Origin of the sequence: Nocardioides agariphilus (genome assembly GCF_015352445.1) — a bacterium.
GTDB lineage: Bacteria > Actinomycetota > Actinomycetes > Propionibacteriales > Nocardioidaceae > Nocardioides > Nocardioides agariphilus.
The window spans coordinates 1-20,095 of sequence record NZ_JADKPO010000044.1; the positions used below are offsets into that span (position 1 = coordinate 1).

A 20,095-nucleotide genomic window follows, 5' to 3' on the forward strand; every position below is an offset into this window, starting at 1 on the left:
TCACCATCACGCAACACCAATGCGGGAGCAGCAGGGTTCACCATGCCGCCATGATTTCACCCCAGCAACCCAATGACCATTTCCCACGCGGAGCACTAGCTCGAACACATGATCGAGCGACACGTGAGAATGTGCCACGGGGGAGACCAGTCGCGGGATAAGCTTCTGAGCATGACTACCTCGGCTCCGGCGTTCCGCTTCATCGACCTCTTCGCCGGGGTAGGAGGCTTCCATGCCGCGCTGAAGGCGTTCGGTGGGGAGTGCGTGTACGCGGTCGAGATCGACAAGGCCGCTGCCGGTGTCTACGAGCGGAACTGGGGTCACAGGGCGCTCGGTGACATCACCAAGGACGCCAACAAGGACGTGATGAACGTCCCGGCTCACGAGGTTCTGGCCGCAGGCTTCCCGTGCCAGCCGTTCAGCAAGTCCGGCGCGCAGAGGGGCATGGACGAGACCCGGGGCACGCTCTACTGGAACATCCTCCAGATCATCACGAAGCGGAAGCCGAAGGTTGTCCTCTTGGAGAACGTTCGCAACCTTGCGGGACCGCGCCACGCGCATGAGTGGCAGGTCATCATCGAGACGCTGCGAGATGAGGGCTACCGCGTCTCTGAGACGCCTGCGATCTTCTCCCCTCACCTTCTTCCGCCTGAGCGTGGTGGACGACCGCAGGTCCGAGAGCGCGTCTTCATCACAGCGACCCATAACCCGACAGGTATGGGTGACGACCTGCCAGTCCTTCCTGTGGCCCTTCCGAGCAACAGCATCGACGGCTGGGACCCGAGGCAGGAGTGGCACCTTGAAGACCTTCTGGACGACTCCCACAACATCGACGGATGCAACCTGACTGATCCCGAGCGTCAGTGGATCAACGCGTGGGACGAATGGGTGCAGACCTGGTACGAGGCCACCGATGGGCGCCGGCCACCCGGCTTCCCGATCTGGGCCGACGCCTGGACCGGCTACGACAAGGTTGTGAAGAAGTTCGGCTTCGTGCCGGAGTGCCGCGACCTCATGGAGGCCGACCCTGACCTGCCGCAGTGGAAGGCAGGGCATCTGGCGAAGAACTACGACCTCTACTCCCTGCATCGTCCGTGGATCGACCGCTGGGCGAAGAAGTGGAGCGTCTACACCGACTTCCCGCCCTCGCGGCGGAAGTTGGAGTGGCAGGCTCAGGACACGGGGAGTCTCTGGGACACCGTGATGCACTTCCGGCCCTCGGGCATCCGTGCGAAGCGTTCGACCTACCTCCCAGCCTTGGTGGCGATCACGCAGACGAGCATCATCGGCCCGAGGGAGCGTCGCCTGTCTCCCCGCGAGACGGCACGACTTCAGGGACTCCCCGACTGGTATGACTTCGGTGACCAGCGTCCCGCTGCGACCTACAAGCAGATGGGGAACGGGGTCAACGTCGGTGCGGTGTGGCACGTGCTCCGCGAGCACGTCCAGCGAGACGCTGATGTTCTGAAGCGGACCAAGGCCGGTCGAAGCCTCATGGAGGCAGTCCAAGCGGCACCGCTGTCGCCGGACGAGATCCTGAAGAAGATGAAGCCCACCGTCCGGTAGCGACGAAGGTTCCGCGTCGGAACCCTCTGGCGGTTGACTATCGACTCACCAGCCACCGATCCAGTTGAAGCGGGAGCCGGTCTGACCGCCGTGGTAGAAGTTCGCGTTCAACGCGGCCTCAGCGCCGAGGATCAGTTCTGACGCCTTGATGGGGTCGTCCTTGGCCTTCAGCGCAGTCGCGGGGCCTGTGCTCGTGTAGTACACCAACGCGCTTGCGGTCGTCGGCAGTGAGACCCAGGTGTCCAAGTTCGCGATGCCGTCCCGAACGGGGTCTCGCCAGCCGGTGAGATCTGTGAGCCACGTCAGCGCGTCCTTCAGGACTGCGACCGACTGGCCGGCAAGGTTCCACTTGTCGTTGAGCCACGGCGCGGAGCCCGACGCCTGACGCTCTCGGTCGAGCCTGTGGACGGCATCAAGGAAGTCGTGAGGGCGAGCCCGGTCTACGAGCTCGAAGACCTGCTCCGTGAGACTGCCGGGGCCGACTGCACCCGCCATGACCGGCCACCAGACGCGAGCGTTGTCCGCGTACTTCGCGTAGGTCGAGACGCCACCGTCACAGTTGGCGACGAGCCACGGCAAGTAGGTCCGGTCGAAGAACTTCGGGGCGTGTCCTGCCGCTTCAAGCATCGCGAGAAGGATCTGCGCAGTCCCGAGCGGGTACTTGTAGGTCGCGGCATCGGCTCGCCCTGCCTCCTCGTAGCCGCCCTGCGTGTTGGCCCAGATCGAGGGCACCGCGAGGAGCATCGTCTTGCTCATGAGATCCACGAGCGCGTCCCACTGAGCGAAGGCGTCGCGGACGGGCATCATCTGGATCTTCTTCTGGCCCCACTTGATGACGTGATTGCTCACGTTGTCGTGGTGCGCCGAGAAAAGATCAACGCCGAAGAGATCGGTTGGTGGGCCGAGCTGGACACTCGGATGCACGAGCCACGTGGCCGAGCCGACAGAGAAGGCGACAATCTCGAAGTTCGGGGCGACCGACCCAAGCATCGTCGCGGAGACCAAGCCGTCAATGTCCGCACTTACCATCATCGGACGGCTCTGGCCGAGCATCGACGCGAGGCGCATCGAGGCCGACGATGGTTCGGTGGACAACTCGCGTGACAGAGACTCGATGGCAATGCGCCGCCGCTCTTGTGCCGTCGAGTGCGCGTTCCCTGCCATGTGGGCGAGCCTGCCAGACGGTAGGCCAGGATCAACGCGAACGCAGCACGTGTCGGCGCTGCACACTTGATGACGTGAACAGCCACGGCATCCCCGCGCCGCCCCCACCGTCGAGCGCAGCGGTGCGACGCACCATGCAGGGCAACCGGGGGACTGGCACCAAGCCGGAGACGGCACTTCGGTCCGCTCTGCACGCTGCCGGACTCCGCTTCCGCAAGGACTTCCGGCTAGACCGGGGGGCCGTGAAGGCGAGGCCCGACGTTGTGTTCACCAAGGCGAAGGTCGCTGTCTTCGTGGACGGCTGCTACTGGCACTCGTGTCCCGAGCACGGCACTCAGCCGAGATCGAACGCCGAGTACTGGACACCGAAGTTGGCCCGCAACGTCGCGCGTGATCGCGAGCAGGATGCCGCGCTCCGGGAGGCCGGTTGGACGGTGCTCCGCATCTGGGAGCACGTCCCGGTGGCGGAGGCCGTGGAGCTGGTCGCCCACTCCGTCGCTCGCGAATGAGTGTCGGTGCATCGTCCTGGACGAACTGCACCATTCCGGTATGATTAGAACACCTGATCGAGCACAGGCTCGATCTCCAGCAAGTGAGTCCCGATGACTCACTCCGCGCCGCACCACGAGAGGACGGTGAGGGACGAGCCACTTCGTCTCCCACATCGACAACGAGACGAAGGAGAGTCCCTTGATCGACCCCGAAGACCGCGACAGCGTGATCGAACGGCTGTCCAAGAACCTTGCTGGCCGCATCTGGTGGCTGGACGAGGACCGCGAGAAGCGCCAGCACGAGATCGCCAACGATGCCCTTGTCCTGTGCGATCACCGAGGCTTGGATGCCAAGGCGACGACGACAGGGGCGCTCTACCACTTCCTGCGAGCGGACTTGGTGCGCAAGTACGAGACCGAGCGCGAGCGCACACAGATGAGCCTCGGTGACGTGGGCGATGACGGGACCGTCTATGCCTATCGAGGCGGACTGTGAGGCTGCTATGACGTGGCGGTGATGCTCCCCTGCGCGTGGGGTCATACCCCCGGCTAGACAGTCGTGTGGGGACCGGGACAAGAAGCCCACGTGTGGTTTCGGCTGACCGATCGCAATGGATCGCGGTCCCGTTGTGCATACTCGCGGCATGCCTTACAGGCCAGCACGCAACGGGGACTCACACGTCGTGTCCAATCGGGAGTTGCCCTTCTCGTTCTTCATGATGCGCAAGACAACACGGCGCTGGGGTGCTCATTCGATCTTGTACGCGGCGGAGCCATGGGGCGTGATCGCCAGAGGCGTCCGCAAGCATGTCCAATCTGGACGGGAGCAGGAAGCGGCGAGCTCTTTCGTTCGGCAGGCGAGGGAGTACTTCACTGCCGCTGAGCGGGCAGCAACGATCGAGACACGGCCGCTGCTCTACTACTACTCGTTCCTCAACCTTGGTAAGGCGCTGTCAATCGTCAGAGGACGGCCCAACTTGGTGGGTAAGGTTCATCACGGCATCGGAGCCTCAGGTGCCGCGGGACACGACGTGTCGACAGCTGAACTCGCGTGTATTGCGACTCGTCCGACACTCCCCTCCGCCGTCGATGAACTCCACCGAGCGATCGAAGAGGTTCCGGCGCCCCGCGGAAATCTGCCGGTTCGCGACATCATCCCTCAATCCGTAGTGGCCCATCGAATGTGGCGTGAGGCCGTCGGCACTGGAGCCGACGCTCGGAAGGAGCGGTTCCTGGCCACCTCAGGGATCGAGCTTCGTCACGATCCGGGAACCAAGGAAATCTGGTCTGTTGTGAAGTTCCGACGAGATACTTTGCAGGCCCAGGGGCGCGGGCACAAGGAAACGCTCGACGCTGCCTCTTTCAGCCCCGACTTTGACATCGTCCAGGACAGCGACAATGCCGAGATCCTGACCTTCGAGCAGTCGGTGCCAGTCGGATACACCGACCGTCCAGCCGACAAGGTCATGGACGTTGTTCATCTATTGCGTTCGCGGCTGTGGCAGACAGTGATTGCCAACCCTCCTTACCGAAAGTTCTACGTCTACTTGTCGGCCGGAGGGGAAGTGCGCCTCCCTCATTGGTACTCCATCTACGCGACGACGTACTGGCTTGGGAGTTTGACCCGATATCAGCCCGTCGAACTTCTTGAGAACCTCAACGGCGAGCACGGAGCCTTTTTCACGGAGTTCTTGGCAACCCAGCCGAACCAGTTGCTCTACCTCTTGGCCTCCGAGTTCATTCAGCAGGACGTCACCCACGCCACCGTTGTTTGATCGACACCGGCCAAGAGTGCATCCCAGCACTCTCGTGGGACAGTCGACGACGACATGGATAGATGCCAAGTGCTCCCCTGCCCCGAGGCTACGACACGCGATGATGGACGACATGCCAGCGAAGCCAGACACTCGCAAGGGAGACCGCTCAGCGACCCGCACGCGCCCGGTCAGGGTCTCCGATGACCTCTGGAAGGCAGCCAAGGAGACGGCCGCTGAGAACGGCGAGAGCCTTTCTGACTCCATCCGCCGCTTCCTCGCTGACTACGTGGGCGACCCGAACCTGAGTGGTCTGGCAGGCAGCGAGATGGCCCTACGCTCGGGACGGACAAGGGCTGACGGATGAGCGCAGCGCACAGTGGAGACGACAGGGAGACGCTTCAGGACATCGAAGCCGCTCGGCGGGTCTTCGAGACCCATATCTCCGAACCCGACCCGAACTCCAAGCGACCGAAGATCGGCTCCGTGACCGCGACCAAGAAGGGCACACGGGAGACCGCCGGCGACCTGAGCTTCGGCGTATCCGTAGACGCGGAGGAAAACATCGTCGTTCGCACGACTCAGTTCACGACGCATGAACCCTTCAAGCGGCAGCACGTCGCCCTCCTGCTGGCATCCGACCTGCGGGAGCACTACGAAGTCGAGGTACTGCACCCGTCAGGCATGGAACCCACCCCCGAGGGCTCCAAGGTCATTGCGTCGCTCCAGCGACGCGGCATCATGGCGTCTGACGAGGGCAAGGGCGAGATGCACTCGCGGTTCGAGGATCGCGGCCCCGATGAATGACTTGCACCGGGCGCTGCGGAAGGAGTGGGACGCCAAGATTCGGGCTGCTGGTGGCGGTGAGTGCGCTGAGCGAGTGTGCATCATGCCGACTCGACGGATCGAGCCGAACTCGGACTGGCACCTTGCCCACGACCACACGAAAGGTCCCGACGACTATCTCGGTCCAGCACACGCCGAGTGCAACGTCAACGAAGCACTGGAACGAGGGCACGTCTGGCCCACTGCGCCGACCAAGGAAGAGATGCTGGAGCGCGTGTACAACCCGAAGCGGATGGTCGCGCAAGCCGATGGGACGTGGAAGTCAATGCACACTCGTTACGAGGTTCGGAGTCGGGAGGGCGAGTTGCTGGGCATCTTCCCCACGCCGATCACTGACAACTTCGAGGCTGTTCGCGCCCTCATTGAGAAGCATCCTGGAGCCGAAGTGCGGTCAACCGTCGGCGTGGACAACCCGTGCTCCGAGCACCCCGCCTACGAAGCCGACAACTGCCCGACCTGCGGCACCGCAGCCTCTTGGTGACGGCCCGATGAGCGCGCTGGAAGTCTCAACACTGGTGATCGCCGTGGTAGGCGCAGTGACCGGCGTGGCTGCCCTCGCGACGCAAGTCTGGGGCCTGCTGATCGCTGGGCCTCGCATCAAGGTCACGGTCGCCAATGCACTCGTTCCGATCGGCGGCCCCGGTGGCAGCTTGACGTGGGCGCTCTCCCTCGATGCCAGCAACGTCGGTCGCTTGCCCGTCACGATCCTCGACGCCGGAACGACGTTTCGAGCCGGGAGAGAGTGGAAGAAGGCGCCGCTCGGGATGATGCCCGCCGACTCGTGGCATGGCGATCGAGCCCCGTACCGGCTCGCGGATGGTGAAGCGACAACATGGATACTGGAGCCGGTCACCCTCGCTCAGGCTGCCGAGGAGAACCGCGTGCGAGACGTGTACGGCTACGTGAGGCTCGCGACAGGAAAGACGGTGCGGAGCCGCAAGCCAATCGACATCATCAACTTGGCCACGCTCGACTGAGCCTGAGCGAACGATCTGCCCATCTTTCCCCGTCATGGACCGAAAGCGAATGCCGCAGCCGCCAAGGGCTTGGGGCGGACGCGGGCTGTTGCCGACAAGGTCGTGTTCGCACGCCTTGGGAACCTGTCCCTGACGGGCCGAAGGCATGCGCGAGTGGGAACATCTCGTTGTGTTCGAGAACATCTTCGGGAACCTCATCGCTGACCTGATCCTCTTGGGGATCGTCAGCGTCGGTGGCGTCCTGCTGGCCCGGTGGCGCCCATGGCGGCGCAACCGGGTCAAGTCGATTAAGCAGACCACACGGAGGGTCCACGCCGAGACGGTAGAGACCCTGCGCGAGCAGGTCGTGATGGTCGCCAAAGCGCGGGGCATCCGCGAGGCCGAGACGTGGAACAGTCGTAGCGCGAACCCGGTCGTGGTCACCTTCACAGTCGGCGTTCCGCTCGCCTACTTTCGAAGCATGCAGTCGTATCAAGAAGCAGCTCGGTCGGGTCGGATCAATCCTGCTGTAGACGCCAAGTTCAACGTAAAGCCGCCCGATCCCATCTCGACCTGGAGCGGGGCACGCTGCCGTGAATGGCTGGATGAGCACACTGACTGAGCCCATCCGCCACGGTTCGAAGGAGGCGGTGCAACAACCTTTGCTCTCCAATCTTTCTGACGTACCCATAATTGGCATTAAGCGAACTCACTCTGGCTCGGCAGCAGCGAGAAGTCGCTCGCACTCGGAGATGAGTCGCTGGCGAATGGGAGCCCCGCGCTCCATGAACGCTCGTTGGGCATCGACGTACTCGCGCTTTCCCTCTGGGGTCTCGATCTTGACGGGGGAGTAGCCAAGGTCGCTGAGGTCGTACGGCGAAGCCCTCATGTCGAGGATGCGAATGTCCCAAGCCAGTTCGAACGCGTCTGCCACGAGCTCGCTGGGGATCATCGGCACCAGCCTGACTGCAACCTTGCCGTAGAGGTCCATGGTCGCGTGCAGGCAACCGGGCTGCTCGTACGCCGCCCGGTCATCGCGGCCTGGAGAGAGGGTGTTGAGCCCGACAGCCGTGGGAGTGAAGAAGCGGTAGGCGTCGAAGTGCGAGCACGCGATGCGGTGCGACTCGACGACCTCGTCGGTTCCCACACCTCCGAGGCGCAGCGGCCAGTCGTGGCGGGTCGAGTCGGTGCCGTGGACCATCGCCCACTCGTGCAGCCCGAAGCAGCCGGTGTGCGCGGGCCTGCTCATCGTCGCCACCAGCAGGGTCCGGATGCCACGGATCAACGGACGCAGACGTGTCAGCTGCTCGGGTGTGCCGCTGTCCGGCCAGCCGGGCTGCCAGGTCGTCAGCTTCGCCGGGCTGAAGGAGTAGTAGGTGAAGAGGAAGTCGTGGACGGGGTGCTTCAACCCGTCGCGACGACGGGCCAGGTGGGGCTCGACGTACGGCGCGAGGCGCGCACGGTGCGAGGCCTCGCGGGTCGTCGTCTCCATGCCGCCGATGCTAGGCGGGATACGCGCCGTCGGTAGGGTCGGGACGTGCGTATCGCCAGGTTCACGACGGGTGACGACCCCCTCTACGGCGTCGTCGCGGGCGACCTCGACGAGCACGGCGAGCTCAGTGAGGACGCCATGATCGTCACGCTGGCGGGCGACCCGATGTACGCCGGCATCAAGCCGCTCGACGAGCAGCACCGGGTGGCCGATGTGAGGCTCCTGGCTCCGGTCATCCCGCGCAGCAAGGTGGTGGCGATCGGCAAGAACTACGCCGCGCACGCTGCCGAGATGGCCAGCGAGGTGCCGCAGGAGCCGTTGATGTTCCTCAAGCCCAACACCGCCGTCGTGGGCCCGGGTGACCCGATCTTCTACCCGCGTCAGTCGCAGCGGGTCGACTACGAGGGCGAGCTGGCCGTGGTGATCGGACGGATCTGCCGCGACGTGCCCGCCGAGCAGGCGACCGACGTGATCTTCGGATACACGATCGCCAACGACGTCACGGCGCGCGACCTGCAGAAGTCCGACGGGCAGTGGAGCCGGGCCAAGGGCTTCGACTCCTTCTGTCCGCTGGGCCCCTGGATCGAGACCGACCTCGATCCCCACGACTTCGCCGAGGGGAGGTCGGTGCGGACCTACCTCAACGGCGACCTCAAGCAGGACGGGTCCACCAAGGACCTGATCTTCGACATCCCCACGCTCGTCGCCCACATCACCGCAGCCATGACGCTGCTGCCCGGCGACGTCATCCTGACCGGCACGCCCGAGGGCATCGGTCCCATGCAGGTCGGCGACGAGGTGGAGGTCTCGATCGCCGGTCTCGGCACGCTCACGAACAAGGTGGCATCACGATGACGGACGTGGTCTCGACAAGCCCGACCCCCGACGGGAAGGTGCGGGTGCGGTTCTGCCCGTCCCCGACCGGCAACCCCCACGTCGGCCTGGCGCGGACGGCGCTCTACAACTGGGTGTTCGCGCGACACCACGGCGGCGACTTCGTCTTCCGCATCGAGGACACCGACGCGGCCCGCGACAGCGAGGAGTCCTACCAGCTGCTGCTCGAGGTGATGCGCTGGCTCGGCTTCGACTGGGACGAGGGTCCGGAGATCGGCGGCCCGCATGCGCCGTACCGCCAGTCCGAGCGCTCGGACATCTACCTCGACGTGCTGGCCCGGCTGCGCGAGACGTCCTACACCTACGACTGCTACTGCACGACCGAGGAGGTCGACGCGCGCCGCAAGGCCTCAGGCAGCAAGTTGCAGGGGTACGACGGGTTCTGCCGCGAGCTGACCGACGAGCAGGTCGCCGCCTTCCGGGCCGAGGCACGTCAGCCGGTCGTGCGTTTCCGCATGCCTGATGGCGAGCTCACCTGGGACGACCTGGTGCGTGGTGACATCACCTTCCAGACCGAGCACGTGCCCGACTTCGCGGTCGCCCGGGCCAACGGCCAGCCGCTCTACACGTTGGTCAACCCGGTTGACGACGCGATGATGCGGATTACCCACGTGCTTCGTGGCGAAGACCTGCTCTCGTCGACGCCGCGCCAGCTCGCGCTCTACGCCGCGCTGGTGGAGCTCGGGATCGCCGAGACCGTCCCACGGTTCGGTCACCTGCCGTACGTGATGGGCGAGGGCAACAAGAAGCTGTCGAAGCGCGACCCGCAGGGGAACCTGCTCAACTACCGCGCGAACGGCTTCCTGCCCGAGGGCCTTCTCAACTACCTGGCCCTCTTGGGTTGGGCAATCTCCGGGGACCGCGACATCTTCTCCATCGAGGAGATGGTCGAGGCGTTCGAGATCCGTGACGTCAATCCCAACCCTGCACGCTTCGACATGAAGAAGGCCGAGGCCATCAACGCCGCGCACATGCGGCTGCTGTCCGTGGAGGAGATCGGTCGTCGCTCGTTGCCCTACCTGGCCGGCGCCGGGCTGGTGTCCGACCCGCCGACCGCCGAGCAGCAGGCCCTCCTCGATGCCGCCATGCCGCTGGTGGCCGAGCGGATCAACAAGCTCACCGAGAGCGTGGAGATGCTGGGCTTCCTGTTCGTGGACGAGGCGGACTTCGCGCGCGTCGACGAGATCGACGAGGCGGGCCACGGCGTGGTCAAGGCCGCCTACGACGCCCTGTCGGCGCTGCCCGACTGGAGCACCGCTGCGATCGAGGAGGCACTCCGCGAGGCCCTGGTCGAGGGTCTGGGGCTCAAGCCCCGCAACGCCTTCGGGCCGGTGCGCATCGCCGTGACCGGCCGCAAGGTCTCGCCACCCCTGTTCGAGTCGCTCGAGCTGCTCGGGCGCGAGCGCAGCCTCGGCCGTCTCTCCGCGGCCCTGGGCTGACGGAGCGGACCCGGACGTGGCCCAGCCAGCGACCCCGCCGGCGTACGAGCGGGCTCTCGGGCTGCCCTATCACCTGCTGCTGCTGGGCGGGCGAAGCGGCTGGTGGCGGTACCTGATCGGCGTACTCACCGTTGCCGCGGGGATGATCGTGATCGCGCCGTTCTTGCTGCTGTTCCCGTTCGCCCTCTGGTTCCTGGTCGACGGACAGGATCTGGTCGCCAGCACCGACCGGCTGCTCGACCTCTCCGACCCGACACCGCTGGGGCTGGCCTACCTCAACCTCGCGCTGGCTGCGGCGATCCCGCTGACGTGGTTCGTGGTGCGGGTCGTGCACGGCCTTCGCCCGGGCTGGCTGGCGTCGGTGCGGCCGCGGATCCGGTGGCGCTACCTGGTGGCCTGCCTGGGGCTGTCGGTGGTCGCGCTGTTCGCGACGCTGGTGGTCTCGGCGGTCCTGCCGGCGCAGGGGGAGAGCACCGAGCTCAGCGGCCACCTCAACGACTTCACCGACACCACGCGCGACTTCCTGATCGTGCTGGTGCTGTTGACCCCGCTCCAGGCGGCGGGGGAGGAGTACGCGTTCAGGGGCTACCTGATGCAGGCGTTCGGTGGGCTGTTCCGGTCCCGCTGGGTGGCTGTGGTGATCTCAGCGTTCCTCTTCGGGTGCGCGCACGGACTCGGGCAGAGCGCTCCGATCTTCTTCGACCGGTTCGCCTTCGGGTTGGTGGCGGCGACCCTCGTGGTGCTGACCGGGGGACTGGAGGCCGGCATCGCCATGCACGTGCTCAACAACTGGCTCGCCTTCGGCCTGGCACTCGCATTCGGCGACATGGCATCGACCCTCAATCCCACGGGCGGCAGCTGGTGGAGCATCCCCGTTACGCTCACGCAGTCGCTGGTCTACCTCGCCCTGGCCTATGCCGTCGCCAAGCGGATGGGCCTCGCCGATCGGGCAGATCCCGCGGTGCTGCCGGCCGTTTTGGCCGGCCCCCGGGCCGGACTGTAAGGTTCTGCGCGGCCCTCAGAAGGCCTGTGTTCCTTGGGGTATGGTGTAATTGGCAGCACGACTGATTCTGGTTCAGTTAGTCTAGGTTCGAGTCCTAGTACCCCAGCTCATCGATCGACTCAGCACCGCGGTTCCGGTTTCCGGGGCCGCGATTTTGTTGCCCACGCGGTCCTTGAGTAAGGTCTCTCCTCGTTGCGCTCAGCGATCCTGAGCGCAGCGCGCCCCCGTTGTGTAGCGGCCTAGCACGCCGCCCTCTCAAGGCGGTAGCGCCGGTTCGAATCCGGTCGGGGGTACGACGAAGGCCCGGTCTCCAGACGCCGGGCCTCGTGCCACTTCTCGGGCCTGATCTTCTCGTCTTCGGCGGCTCGGCTCAGCGCCCGGTGGCAGGACTACGCCGGTAGGTCCAGATCGAGCTCACCAGCAAACCGTTGGTCATGGCCGCGACGAAGAACAGCGCGGTGAACACGATGGTGACCGGCCACATCGGGTGTCCGTCCATCGAGTCGCGTAGCTGCCAGGCGATCGCTCCACCGAGGTAGATGCCCGGCAACAGGACGACGACTCCGGGAAGCAGCAGGGCGAACGCCGCTACCTCGCCCCAGCCCCCGAGGAGCGGTTGGGACCTGAACGCGTCGCACCCGAGCAGCGTCACGACCAGTACGTATGGCGTCAGAATCGGCGAGTGTGAACGCCAGCCCCGCTGCCAGGCGAGTGGGACACCGAGGAGTCCTCGCTGCCCGACCGTCTCTGAGTCGTGGACCGCCATGGCTCACCTCCGGGGGCTGATGACGTCACTATCGCACCGGGCGTTACTCCCGGGACCGACCCAGGACGCGACGTGTGTCACGTCTGGCCACGCCTCGCCATCCAGGCGGCGGCCGCTGCGCGGCTGGGTACGCCGAGCTTCATGCGGATGTTGGACACGTGCCGATGCACGGTGTGGGGACTGAGCACCAGGTCGGCAGCGATCTCCGCGTCGGTCCGCCCGGCAGCGACGAGCCGCAGGACCTCCAGCTCGCGCGAGCTCAGGGCCTCCGACCGGGATCGCCCGGGTGCGACCTGAAGGCTGCGCGGGGCGCGGCCCGACAGGTGCGCAAGCGTCGCGTCCACCAGGGAAGCCGAGTCGCCGAGCCAGGGGAAGTGGTTGTCGCCGGCCAGCTCGACGAAGACCGCATTGGGGATCCGGGTGGCGAGGTCCTGGCCGAGCGCGAACGGGATGGCCCGGTCGTCGCGCCGGTGCAGCACGGCTGTGCGTACCTCACCCAGCAGTCCCAATCGGTCGCGGCAGTCGAGCGCGTAGACATGGGCGAGCTCGCGCGCGGCCTGCTCCGGGGTCGCCACGGTCCGCTGGAACTGGGCGAACTCGGCGCGAGCCGCGGCATCCGCTCCCGGCACGAACACATCTGCGAGCACCCGCGAGCCCAGCCCCCAAGAACCTCGCACCACCTCGAGCAGGGCCTCGCGTACGTCGGCCGGCGCGATGTCGGTCCCTCGGGCGTAGCCGCCGTAGAGCACCAGGCCCGTCACTGCATCCGGCCGCATCGCGGCTGCGGCCGCAGCCACGGGTGACCCCGAGCTGGCCCCCAGCAGGGCGAAGCGGTCCAGGTCGATCGCGTCCGCAAGGCCGAGGAGTACGGCGACCTCCTCGTCGAGGTCTACTGGCGGAGTACCAGTGTCGGAGAGTCCGCTTCCTGGACGGTCGTAGCGCACGACGGTGTGCGAGGCCCCTAGCCGCGACAGGAACTGCCGGAACCTCGCGCTGTGCCAGTCCACTCCCAAGTGGCTGGACCACCAACCCCCGACCACGAGCGGCGGACCTGCGCCGGTGACGGCGTAGGCAACGCGTCGCCCGTCGACGGTCGCGTGCTGGACGTGCTGCTCGTCGCTCGTCACGGGCTGAGTCTAGGAAGGTCAGGCCTGCAGCGTCGCTGCTGCGTGCTGGGAGAGGTGCTGGGAGACATGGTGGTCCCAGGAGCCGTGGCGAAGCTCGCGGGAGGGCACTGCCACACCGAGGACGAGCGGGCGGACGATCGACGGCATCCCGTGCCACGCGGCGGTCGAGTGCTCCCCGACGTCGAACTGCGCACGGATCGAGCCGAGGGTGTCGCGGTCGCACCGGCACCCCATGGCGAAGGCCGACCAGGCCCCTGCCCACCGTGCCTGACGCCGAGCCAACGTCTCGTCCGCGGCACGGACGTGCTCGATGAACAGCAGCCGGCCCCCCGGCTTGAGGACGCGAGCCACCTCTGAGAGCGAGGCCTCGACGTTGTGAACGGTGCAGAGCACCAGGGTGGAGACGACGGTGTCGAAACTCGCGTTCTCGAAGGGCAACTGCTCTGCCGCGGCCTGCACGACCTCGACAGCGGCGTGGTCGTCCGCGCGCCGCCTCAGACGGTCCGCCATGGGCGAGACGGGCTCGGTCAGCACCAGGCGCCGGAGCCCGGTCGGGTAGTGCCCGAGGTTGAGCCCGGTGCCGGCGCCGACTTCGAGCACGTCGCCGCGTGCACTCGACAACACCTCCTCGCGGAGACGGGACATGGTCCGGCGCTCTCCTTCCGCGAGCACTCGGTCATACAGAGCGGCTCCCAGCCGCTGCCACGGAGTGGCCTTCATTGGTGGATCTCCTTCTCGTACTGGTGATGGAGCTCCAGTCCACCCGCCAGCAGGAGATGGCACATCGCGCGAACCGGTCATCTCGCGGATGGCCGGAATCGGCCATCACACCGCCTGCACGTCGCGCGGACCCGCGCCGCCAGGTCAGTGCTGCTCGGCGTAGTGGCTCGCGCCGTACCAGTCGACGACCACGACGTCGTCATCACCGACGACCCACGCGTCGTGACCGGCCGGCAGCGAGGTGATCTGACCCGGGGTCGCGTCGAACTCCTGCCCGTCTGCGGTGCGGATGCGCAGCGTGCCGGCCAGGTGGTACTGGAAGTGCGGGGCCTCGCAGAGCTCGGTGCCCGCGAGTGGCTTGACGTGCTCGGACCAGCGCCAACCCGGCTGGAACACGAGCCGGCCGATCTCCATGCCGCCGACCCTGAGGATCTCGGCGTACCCCCGCTCGAACGTGCGGACCTCGTCGGACCGGGCGAAGTCGCGCTGCTCGATCTGCTGACCGGTGAGCTGATTGGTCTCCATGGTTCTCTCCCTGTTCGTGATGCCTGCGTGGTGTGCCGGATCACCGGCGTAGCCAGGACGTTAGGAATCACGCCTTGCGGTTTTCCTGCAGTTCGAACAGGTTGGGTCCGTGGCCGGCAGCACTCAGGTGGAGGTCCGGCTGCTCGGGCGATTCGCGGTGCTGAAGGACGGAGCCGAGATCCCGCCGACGGCGTTCGGCGGCCGCAAGGTACGCACCCTCCTCAAGATCCTGGCGAGCCGGCAGGGGCGCTTCGTCAGCAACGACGTGCTCGCGGCCGCACTCTGGCCGGACCGACTGCCAGGCGACCCGGTCGCCAACCTGCAGGTCCTGGTCACCAGGGCCCGTCGCGCCCTGGGCGACTCCAGGCTGATCGTGACCGGACAAGGCGGCTACACGCTGGCTGACGGTCCAGGCTGCGTGGTGGATGCTCAACTGTTCCTGGCTGCGGAGGGCCGCCCCGACGAGGTCGCCCAGCTGATCGAGGCACTGACGTGGTGGCGAGGAGACCCACTCCCCGAGGAGGCGTACGACGACTGGGCCGCCGAGTTCCGCGGCCAGCTGACCCAGGCCCGGCAGCACACTCTCGAACGCGTCGCTGCTGGGGCACTCGCGGATCGTGACGCCGACAGTGCTGTCGAGATGGCGAGCCGCGCGCTGGAGGCAGAGCCGCTGAGAGAAGCGGCCGTCGTGCTCCTGATGCGGGCCCAGTCGCTCGCCGGGGACGGTGCTGCGGCGCTGACGACCTACGACGAGTACCGCAGGCTGCTCGCCGCGGAGCTCGGGGTCGACCCGTCGCCAGAGGCGTCCGAGCTGTATCAGAGCCTGCTCCGGCGACTCCCGTCGCGAGAGTCCGCGGCGAAGCCGCGCACACCACGCGGGGCAGGTCATGAGCCGGGTCAATCGCTGGGCGATCTCGCGTTCGTCGGTCGTGAGCAGGAGCTTGCCCACCTGCGTCGGGCCCTGACGAGCACCCGTCGCCAGGGCTCCGTGGTGATGGTGAGCGGAGTCTCCGGGTCCGGGAAGTCGCGCCTGCTCGACGTACTGGCTCGTGATGTCCCGTTGATCAGGGCCCGCGCCTACCTCGCCGAGTCGGCTGAGCCGTGGAGCCTCTTGCGCTCGCTGCTGCGTGACGTGCTCGCACGCGACATCGGCTTCCTCGTCGGCATGCCGCGGCCGATGCATGCCGCCCTCGCGTGGCTGCTTCCCGAGCTGGAGGGAGGCGGTGCGACGACTGACCCTGAGAGCCGACGGGCACTGCTTGTCCAGGTCGCCTTGCGTCTCGTCGACGCCGTCGATGCCGCCGTTGCCGTCGACGACGTGCAGTGGTGCGATCCGAGCAGTCTGGAGGTGCTCGAGGCACTTGTCGGACGTGGCCCAGATCCCGGTGTGGTGTTGGCCTTCCGGCCCGACGAGGCCGCCGAACGTGTGGACGTCGCCTCCTTCCTGGCCCGACGTGACGTCGCCCTGCGAGTCTCTCTCGGCGGGCTCACGGAGTCCTCGCTGCGCGACCTGGTCGCAGACGAGATGGTCGGGGCGGCGATCGCGAGCCACACCGACCGCACACCGATGGCGGTGTCGGAAGTGCTGCGCGCTCTGGTGGCCGACGGCCTCGCCAAGCCCGCGCCGGACGGCAGGGTCGTGTCGGTGTCGTCGGATGCCCCGGGTCGCGCGATCGAGCTGGCGATTGAGGGCCAGCGCACAGCGATCCGGGCGCGGGTAGCCGAGCAGCTGGAGGCGGACCGCCACCTGCTCGCGCTGCTCGCACTGCTCGGTCGGGAGAGCAGTGCTCGGCTGCTGGCCGAGGCCGTGCGGTCCGCGGAGCCCGACGTCCTCGACGTGTTGACACGGCTGCAACGCCACAACCTCGTGCGGCTCGGCGATCACGGTTGGGCCCCCAGCCACGACATGGTCACCGAAGTGGTGGCCGACGATCTGGACCCCGCTGAGAAGGTCCGCCACCACGCGAGCCTCGCGCGTGCGCTCGCCTCGCACGACGACCCGGCGCTGCTGGCTCACCACCTGCGCGAGGCCGGCGACATGGAGCGTGCAGCACGCGCTTATGCGCTGGCGGCCCAGCACGCTCTCGACGCCGTCGCTGACGACGAGGCCACGGTGCTGGCGGAGATGGGCCTGGCCCTCGAGCCACCGGGTGCGGTGCGGGCCGTGCTGCACGAGACCCGCGGTGAGGCTCGCCATCGCAGCGGTGACATCGCCGGTGCTCGTCAAGACATGCAGGAGGCGCTGGCCCTGTGGCCACCGGGCCCCGACCACGCGAGGCTGCTGTCGCGTCTGGCGATGCTCGCCCTCGGAGCCGACGACATCGTCCGCGGTTCTCAGCTGGCCGAGCTGGCGGTAGCGGAGGCCGGCGATGACGGGCCGACCCGTGCCCGTGCTCTCGAGGTCGCCTCGATCCTCGACATGAACCTCGCGGCCCCCCAACGGGCAGCCGACCGGGCCGCGATGGCGCTCGGGCTGTACGAGCGGCTCGGCGACACCGGCGGGATGGCCCGGATCGCAGACGCGCGGGCAATGGCGCAGTTCCTCGACGGCCGCATCGCCGAAGGTGGGGCTGCGTTGCGTCGAGCCGCGGAGCTCTTCGAGGACGCCGGGGACCTGGTCAGGGTGGTCACACCCCGATCGACCGGTGGTCACGCGCTGTCCTTCGGCGGACGTGGTGCCGAGGGCCTGCCGCTGGTCACGGCGGCCCGTGAGCTCGCCCGGAACCTCGGCCATGCGGAGGGTCAGTCCTTCGCCAGCTGGCACCGGGCCGAGGTGCTCGCCGCCCTCGGACGACACGCAGAGGCAGCCGAGGACGCCGCCGAGGCGCTGGCCATCGCGACGCGCATCGGCCACCGTGGGTGGACCGCGACCGGATGGCGCGCCGTCGGGATCGCCGCCCAGGAGCAGGGCGACCTCGAGGCCGCGCGAGAGGCGTTCACCCACTCACTGGGGCTGTCGGACAACCTGGGCCTGTTCGCCAGCTGGGCCTCATCTCGCCTTGCGCTGGTGCTGGTGGCGAGCGGATCCGTGGCGCAGGCGCCGCCGTACGTTCGCCGCGCGCTCGCCGAAGGCCCGCCGCTGGGCCACTACGAGGCCCGCTGGGCGGAGGCCGAGGTCGCGTCGGCGTTGGGAGACCCGCGCACGCCCGAGCTGGCGCGCGCGGCGCTCGAGCGGATGGACGCCGGGGGAGTGCAGCTCGGACGCGAGCGTTTGGTGGCACTTTCTGCAGTGTCCGAATCCCGCTAGAGACTGTCGGTGGCGACAGGCAGGATGAACGCATGGCGATGATGAAGCTCGACCGCGGAGCCTGCTACCGCGCGGTCTCCTCGCGCGACCGGAGGTTCGACGGCGTCTTCTTCATCGCGGTCCGCACGACTCGCATCTACTGCCGTCCGTCGTGTCCGGCGCGCACCCCGGCGCTGCGCAACGTGGAGTTCCACCCGACCGCCGCGGCCGCCCAGGCGGCTGGGTTCCGGGCGTGCAAGCGGTGTCTGCCTGACGCGACTCCGGGCAGTCCGGAGTGGGACGTGGCTGCCGACGTCGCCGGCCGCGCGATGCGGCTGATCTCCGACGGGGTCGTCGACCGCGACGGTGTCGAGGGTCTCGCTGCCCGCGTCGGCTACACGCCGCGCCACCTCAACCGCCTGCTGACATCCGAGCTCGGGGCCGGACCTCTCGCCCTGGCCAGGGCTCGTCGGGCGCAGACCGCCCGCGTGCTGATCGAGACCACCGACCTCCAGTTCGCCGAGATCGCGTTCGCGTCGGGCTTCGCCAGCATCCGTCAGTTCAACGACACGATCCGGGAGGTCTACGCCCTCTCGCCGAGCGAGCTGCGCGGCCGTCGAGGTGGCGCCCATTCCTCGACCGGCACCGTGACGATGCGGTTGGCCGTGCGCACGCCGTACGCCGGTCGCGACCTGCTCGCGTTCCTCTCACTGCGCGCGGTGCCGGGGGTCGAGACGTCCGGCGAGGGTTGGTACGCGCGAACCCTGTCGTTGCCCCACGGCACCGGCACGGTGCGCATCGAGGTCGACGACCACGACGCACCCGCGCAGACGGCCTTCGTGCACGCGACGTTCGCGCTCGATGACCTGCGCGACACCACTGCCGGCGTCGAGCGCGTGCGGCGTCTCCTCGACGCTGACTGCGACCCCGTCGCCGTCGACGAGACGCTCGCGCGAGACCCACTCCTTGGTTCGCTCGTGAGCGCGCGGCCCGGGCTGCGGGTTCCCGGTCACGTCGACGGCAACGAGATTGCCGTCCGCGCCGTGCTGGGTCAGCAGGTCACGGTCGGCGCTGCGCGCACGATCGCCGGGCGCCTCGCAGCCGAACTCGGCAAGCCGGTCGCCCGGCCCGACGGCGAGCTGACCCACCTGTTCCCCGACGTGACGACACTGGCATCACTCGACCCTCACGACCTGCCCATGCCTGGCTCGCGTGGTCGAGCGCTCATCGCCCTGTCTCGAGCTCTCGCCGATGGCGACGTGGTCCTCGACCGGGGTGCCGGTCGCGACGACACGCGCATGGCCTTGCTCGCGATCCCCGGCATCGGTCCGTGGACCGCCGACTACATCGCCATGCGAGCGCTCGGACACCCCGACGTCTTCCTGCCCTCCGACACCGGCACGAGGGACGCGCTGCTGCGTCTGGGTCGCGATCCCGCGACGGCCGACGACCTCTCGCAGTCCTGGAGCCCCTGGCGCTCCTACGCCCAGGCACATCTGTGGCGAAGTCTCACCACCTCTACTCTCACCCAGCACCAGTCTGGGCAACCCGAGGAGCACTGACATGTGGACCCTGATGGACAGCCCGGTCGGCGAGCTGCGCATCGTCGAGCACGACGGCGCGATCACCGCGATCGAGTTCTCACCGTTCCGCGATCACGACGGCCGTCCCCGTGGAGCTCGCCAGGACGACCACCCGGTCCTGGTCGAGGCCGTCGCCCAGCTGCGGGCCTACTTCGAGCGTGAGCTCAAGGAGTTCGACCTACCGCTGGCCCCGGTGGGCAGCGCGTTCCAGAAGTCCGTCTGGGACCAGCTGCTGATGATCGGCTACGGCGACACCGCGTCGTACGGCGAGATCGCGCGTCGCCTCGGCAAGTCCAACGCCGCCTCGCGCGCGGTCGGCCTGGCCAACGGCTCCAACCCGATCCCGATCGTCATCCCGTGCCACCGCGTCATCGGCGCCGACGGCACGCTGACCGGCTACGCCGGCGGGATCGAGCGCAAGCAGACCCTGCTGGAGCTCGAGCAGGACGCCTTGTTCTGAGCAAGATCCGGCGATGACGGGACCATTGGCCCTCCTGCGTCCAGCCCGGCGTGCCTAGGCTTTCCGGGTGGCCTGAGAAGTTC

At 67.5% G+C, this 20,095-nt stretch carries 20 protein-coding genes and 2 tRNA genes; 16 read left to right on the forward strand and 6 right to left on the reverse strand.

Going from position 1 to position 20,095, the window contains the following annotated elements; all coding sequences use genetic code 11:
- Window positions 1-171: 171 nt before the first annotated feature.
- Complete coding sequence (locus tag ISU10_RS21055; RefSeq protein WP_194698419.1) at window positions 172-1,566, forward strand: DNA cytosine methyltransferase; 1,395 nt, start codon at window positions 172-174, stop codon at window positions 1,564-1,566.
- 45 nt (window positions 1,567-1,611) lie between these two features.
- Here ISU10_RS21055 and ISU10_RS21060 read toward each other — a convergent pair whose 3' ends face one another.
- The gene (locus ISU10_RS21060; protein WP_194698446.1) at window positions 1,612-2,730 is read right to left on the reverse strand and encodes a hypothetical protein; all 1,119 of its coding nucleotides are present in this window, start codon (window positions 2,728-2,730) and stop codon (window positions 1,612-1,614) included.
- Between the two features lie 74 nt (window positions 2,731-2,804).
- Here ISU10_RS21060 and ISU10_RS23700 point away from each other — a divergent pair, with 74 nt between their 5' ends.
- From ISU10_RS23700 to ISU10_RS21095, 7 genes are all read left to right on the forward strand, one after another.
- Complete coding sequence (locus tag ISU10_RS23700; protein WP_370865768.1) at window positions 2,805-3,239, forward strand: very short patch repair endonuclease; 435 nt, start codon at window positions 2,805-2,807, stop codon at window positions 3,237-3,239.
- 181 nt (window positions 3,240-3,420) lie between these two features.
- The gene (locus tag ISU10_RS21070; RefSeq protein WP_194698421.1) at window positions 3,421-3,717 is read left to right on the forward strand and encodes a hypothetical protein; all 297 of its coding nucleotides are present in this window, start codon (window positions 3,421-3,423) and stop codon (window positions 3,715-3,717) included.
- A 202-nt stretch (window positions 3,718-3,919) separates the two neighbouring features.
- Entirely contained in the window at window positions 3,920-4,996 is a 1,077-nt protein-coding gene (locus ISU10_RS21075) for a YaaC family protein (protein WP_228501600.1), read from the forward strand.
- 342 nt (window positions 4,997-5,338) lie between these two features.
- A complete protein-coding gene (locus tag ISU10_RS21080) occupies window positions 5,339-5,782 on the forward strand; it encodes a hypothetical protein (RefSeq protein ID WP_194698423.1) in 444 nt (147 codons plus the stop codon).
- On the forward strand, window positions 5,775-6,302 hold the full coding sequence (locus ISU10_RS21085) for a hypothetical protein (RefSeq protein WP_194698424.1): 528 nt from the start codon (window positions 5,775-5,777) through the stop codon (window positions 6,300-6,302). The genes ISU10_RS21080 and ISU10_RS21085 overlap by 8 nt, the downstream gene beginning before the upstream one ends.
- A gap of 7 nt (window positions 6,303-6,309) precedes the next feature.
- Window positions 6,310-6,798 (forward strand): hypothetical protein, encoded by a 489-nt coding sequence (locus ISU10_RS21090; RefSeq protein ID WP_194698425.1) that lies wholly within the window; start codon window positions 6,310-6,312, stop codon window positions 6,796-6,798.
- A 169-nt stretch (window positions 6,799-6,967) separates the two neighbouring features.
- Window positions 6,968-7,399 (forward strand): hypothetical protein, encoded by a 432-nt coding sequence (locus tag ISU10_RS21095; RefSeq protein WP_194698426.1) that lies wholly within the window; start codon window positions 6,968-6,970, stop codon window positions 7,397-7,399.
- A gap of 87 nt (window positions 7,400-7,486) precedes the next feature.
- Here the strand turns inward: ISU10_RS21095 and ISU10_RS21100 are convergent, their stop codons facing one another.
- Window positions 7,487-8,269 carry a 3-methyladenine DNA glycosylase gene (locus tag ISU10_RS21100; protein ID WP_194698427.1) on the reverse strand — a complete coding sequence of 261 codons (783 nt, stop codon included), beginning with the start codon at window positions 8,267-8,269 and terminating at the stop codon, window positions 7,487-7,489.
- Between the two features lie 45 nt (window positions 8,270-8,314).
- Between ISU10_RS21100 and ISU10_RS21105 the strand changes: the two genes are divergently transcribed.
- The 5 genes from ISU10_RS21105 (at window position 8,315) to ISU10_RS21125 (ending at window position 11,898) form a co-directional block, all read left to right on the forward strand.
- Entirely contained in the window at window positions 8,315-9,124 is an 810-nt protein-coding gene (locus ISU10_RS21105; RefSeq protein ID WP_194698428.1) for a fumarylacetoacetate hydrolase family protein, read from the forward strand.
- A complete protein-coding gene (gene gltX / locus ISU10_RS21110) occupies window positions 9,121-10,602 on the forward strand; it encodes a glutamate--tRNA ligase (RefSeq protein ID WP_194698429.1) in 1,482 nt (493 codons plus the stop codon). The genes ISU10_RS21105 and gltX overlap by 4 nt, the downstream gene beginning before the upstream one ends.
- Window positions 10,603-10,618: 16 nt before the next feature.
- Complete coding sequence (locus ISU10_RS21115) at window positions 10,619-11,605, forward strand: CPBP family intramembrane glutamic endopeptidase (protein WP_194698430.1); 987 nt, start codon at window positions 10,619-10,621, stop codon at window positions 11,603-11,605.
- A 34-nt stretch (window positions 11,606-11,639) separates the two neighbouring features.
- Window positions 11,640-11,711 (forward strand) — tRNA-Gln (locus tag ISU10_RS21120).
- Window positions 11,712-11,825: 114 nt separating this feature from the next.
- Window positions 11,826-11,898, forward strand: a tRNA-Glu gene (locus tag ISU10_RS21125).
- Between the two features lie 77 nt (window positions 11,899-11,975).
- Here the strand turns inward: ISU10_RS21125 and ISU10_RS21130 are convergent.
- From ISU10_RS21130 to ISU10_RS21145, 4 genes are all read right to left on the reverse strand, one after another.
- The gene (locus ISU10_RS21130; protein ID WP_194698431.1) at window positions 11,976-12,257 is read right to left on the reverse strand and encodes a hypothetical protein; all 282 of its coding nucleotides are present in this window, start codon (window positions 12,255-12,257) and stop codon (window positions 11,976-11,978) included.
- A 191-nt stretch (window positions 12,258-12,448) separates the two neighbouring features.
- Complete coding sequence (locus ISU10_RS21135) at window positions 12,449-13,498, reverse strand: alpha/beta fold hydrolase (protein ID WP_194698432.1); 1,050 nt, start codon at window positions 13,496-13,498, stop codon at window positions 12,449-12,451.
- 18 nt (window positions 13,499-13,516) lie between these two features.
- Window positions 13,517-14,143: a class I SAM-dependent methyltransferase gene (locus tag ISU10_RS21140; protein WP_267239215.1), complete on the reverse strand. Its 627-nt coding sequence runs from the start codon at window positions 14,141-14,143 to the stop codon at window positions 13,517-13,519.
- Window positions 14,144-14,362: 219 nt separating this feature from the next.
- Window positions 14,363-14,743 (reverse strand): cupin domain-containing protein, encoded by a 381-nt coding sequence (locus ISU10_RS21145; RefSeq protein WP_194698434.1) that lies wholly within the window; start codon window positions 14,741-14,743, stop codon window positions 14,363-14,365.
- 109 nt (window positions 14,744-14,852) lie between these two features.
- Between ISU10_RS21145 and ISU10_RS21150 the strand changes: the two genes are divergently transcribed.
- From ISU10_RS21150 to ISU10_RS21160, 3 genes are read left to right on the forward strand one after another with little or no spacing between them, the layout of a single operon-like run.
- A complete protein-coding gene (locus ISU10_RS21150; protein WP_194698435.1) occupies window positions 14,853-17,990 on the forward strand; it encodes an ATP-binding protein in 3,138 nt (1,045 codons plus the stop codon).
- 32 nt (window positions 17,991-18,022) lie between these two features.
- Window positions 18,023-19,531 carry a DNA-3-methyladenine glycosylase 2 gene (locus tag ISU10_RS21155; RefSeq protein WP_306442257.1) on the forward strand — a complete coding sequence of 503 codons (1,509 nt, stop codon included), beginning with the start codon at window positions 18,023-18,025 and terminating at the stop codon, window positions 19,529-19,531.
- 1 nt (window position 19,532) lies between these two features.
- On the forward strand, window positions 19,533-20,012 hold the full coding sequence (locus ISU10_RS21160) for a methylated-DNA--[protein]-cysteine S-methyltransferase (protein ID WP_194698436.1): 480 nt from the start codon (window positions 19,533-19,535) through the stop codon (window positions 20,010-20,012).
- Window positions 20,013-20,095 lie beyond the last annotated feature (83 nt).

Coding starts and splice junctions, on each gene's coding strand:
- ISU10_RS21055 (WP_194698419.1), top strand. CDS start 172: ATGACTACCTCGGCTCCGGCGTTCCGCTTCATCGACCTCTTCGCCGGG.
- ISU10_RS21060 (WP_194698446.1), bottom strand. CDS start 2,730: ATGGCAGGGAACGCGCACTCGACGGCACAAGAGCGGCGGCGCATTGCC.
- ISU10_RS21080 (WP_194698423.1), top strand. CDS start 5,339: ATGAGCGCAGCGCACAGTGGAGACGACAGGGAGACGCTTCAGGACATC.
- ISU10_RS21085 (WP_194698424.1), top strand. CDS start 5,775: ATGAATGACTTGCACCGGGCGCTGCGGAAGGAGTGGGACGCCAAGATT.
- ISU10_RS21090 (WP_194698425.1), top strand. CDS start 6,310: ATGAGCGCGCTGGAAGTCTCAACACTGGTGATCGCCGTGGTAGGCGCA.
- ISU10_RS21100 (WP_194698427.1), bottom strand. CDS start 8,269: ATGGAGACGACGACCCGCGAGGCCTCGCACCGTGCGCGCCTCGCGCCG.
- gltX (WP_194698429.1), top strand. CDS start 9,121: ATGACGGACGTGGTCTCGACAAGCCCGACCCCCGACGGGAAGGTGCGG.
- ISU10_RS21140 (WP_267239215.1), bottom strand. CDS start 14,143: ATGTCCCGTCTCCGCGAGGAGGTGTTGTCGAGTGCACGCGGCGACGTG.
- ISU10_RS21145 (WP_194698434.1), bottom strand. CDS start 14,743: ATGGAGACCAATCAGCTCACCGGTCAGCAGATCGAGCAGCGCGACTTC.
- ISU10_RS21155 (WP_306442257.1), top strand. CDS start 18,023: ATGGCGATGATGAAGCTCGACCGCGGAGCCTGCTACCGCGCGGTCTCC.
- ISU10_RS21160 (WP_194698436.1), top strand. CDS start 19,533: ATGTGGACCCTGATGGACAGCCCGGTCGGCGAGCTGCGCATCGTCGAG.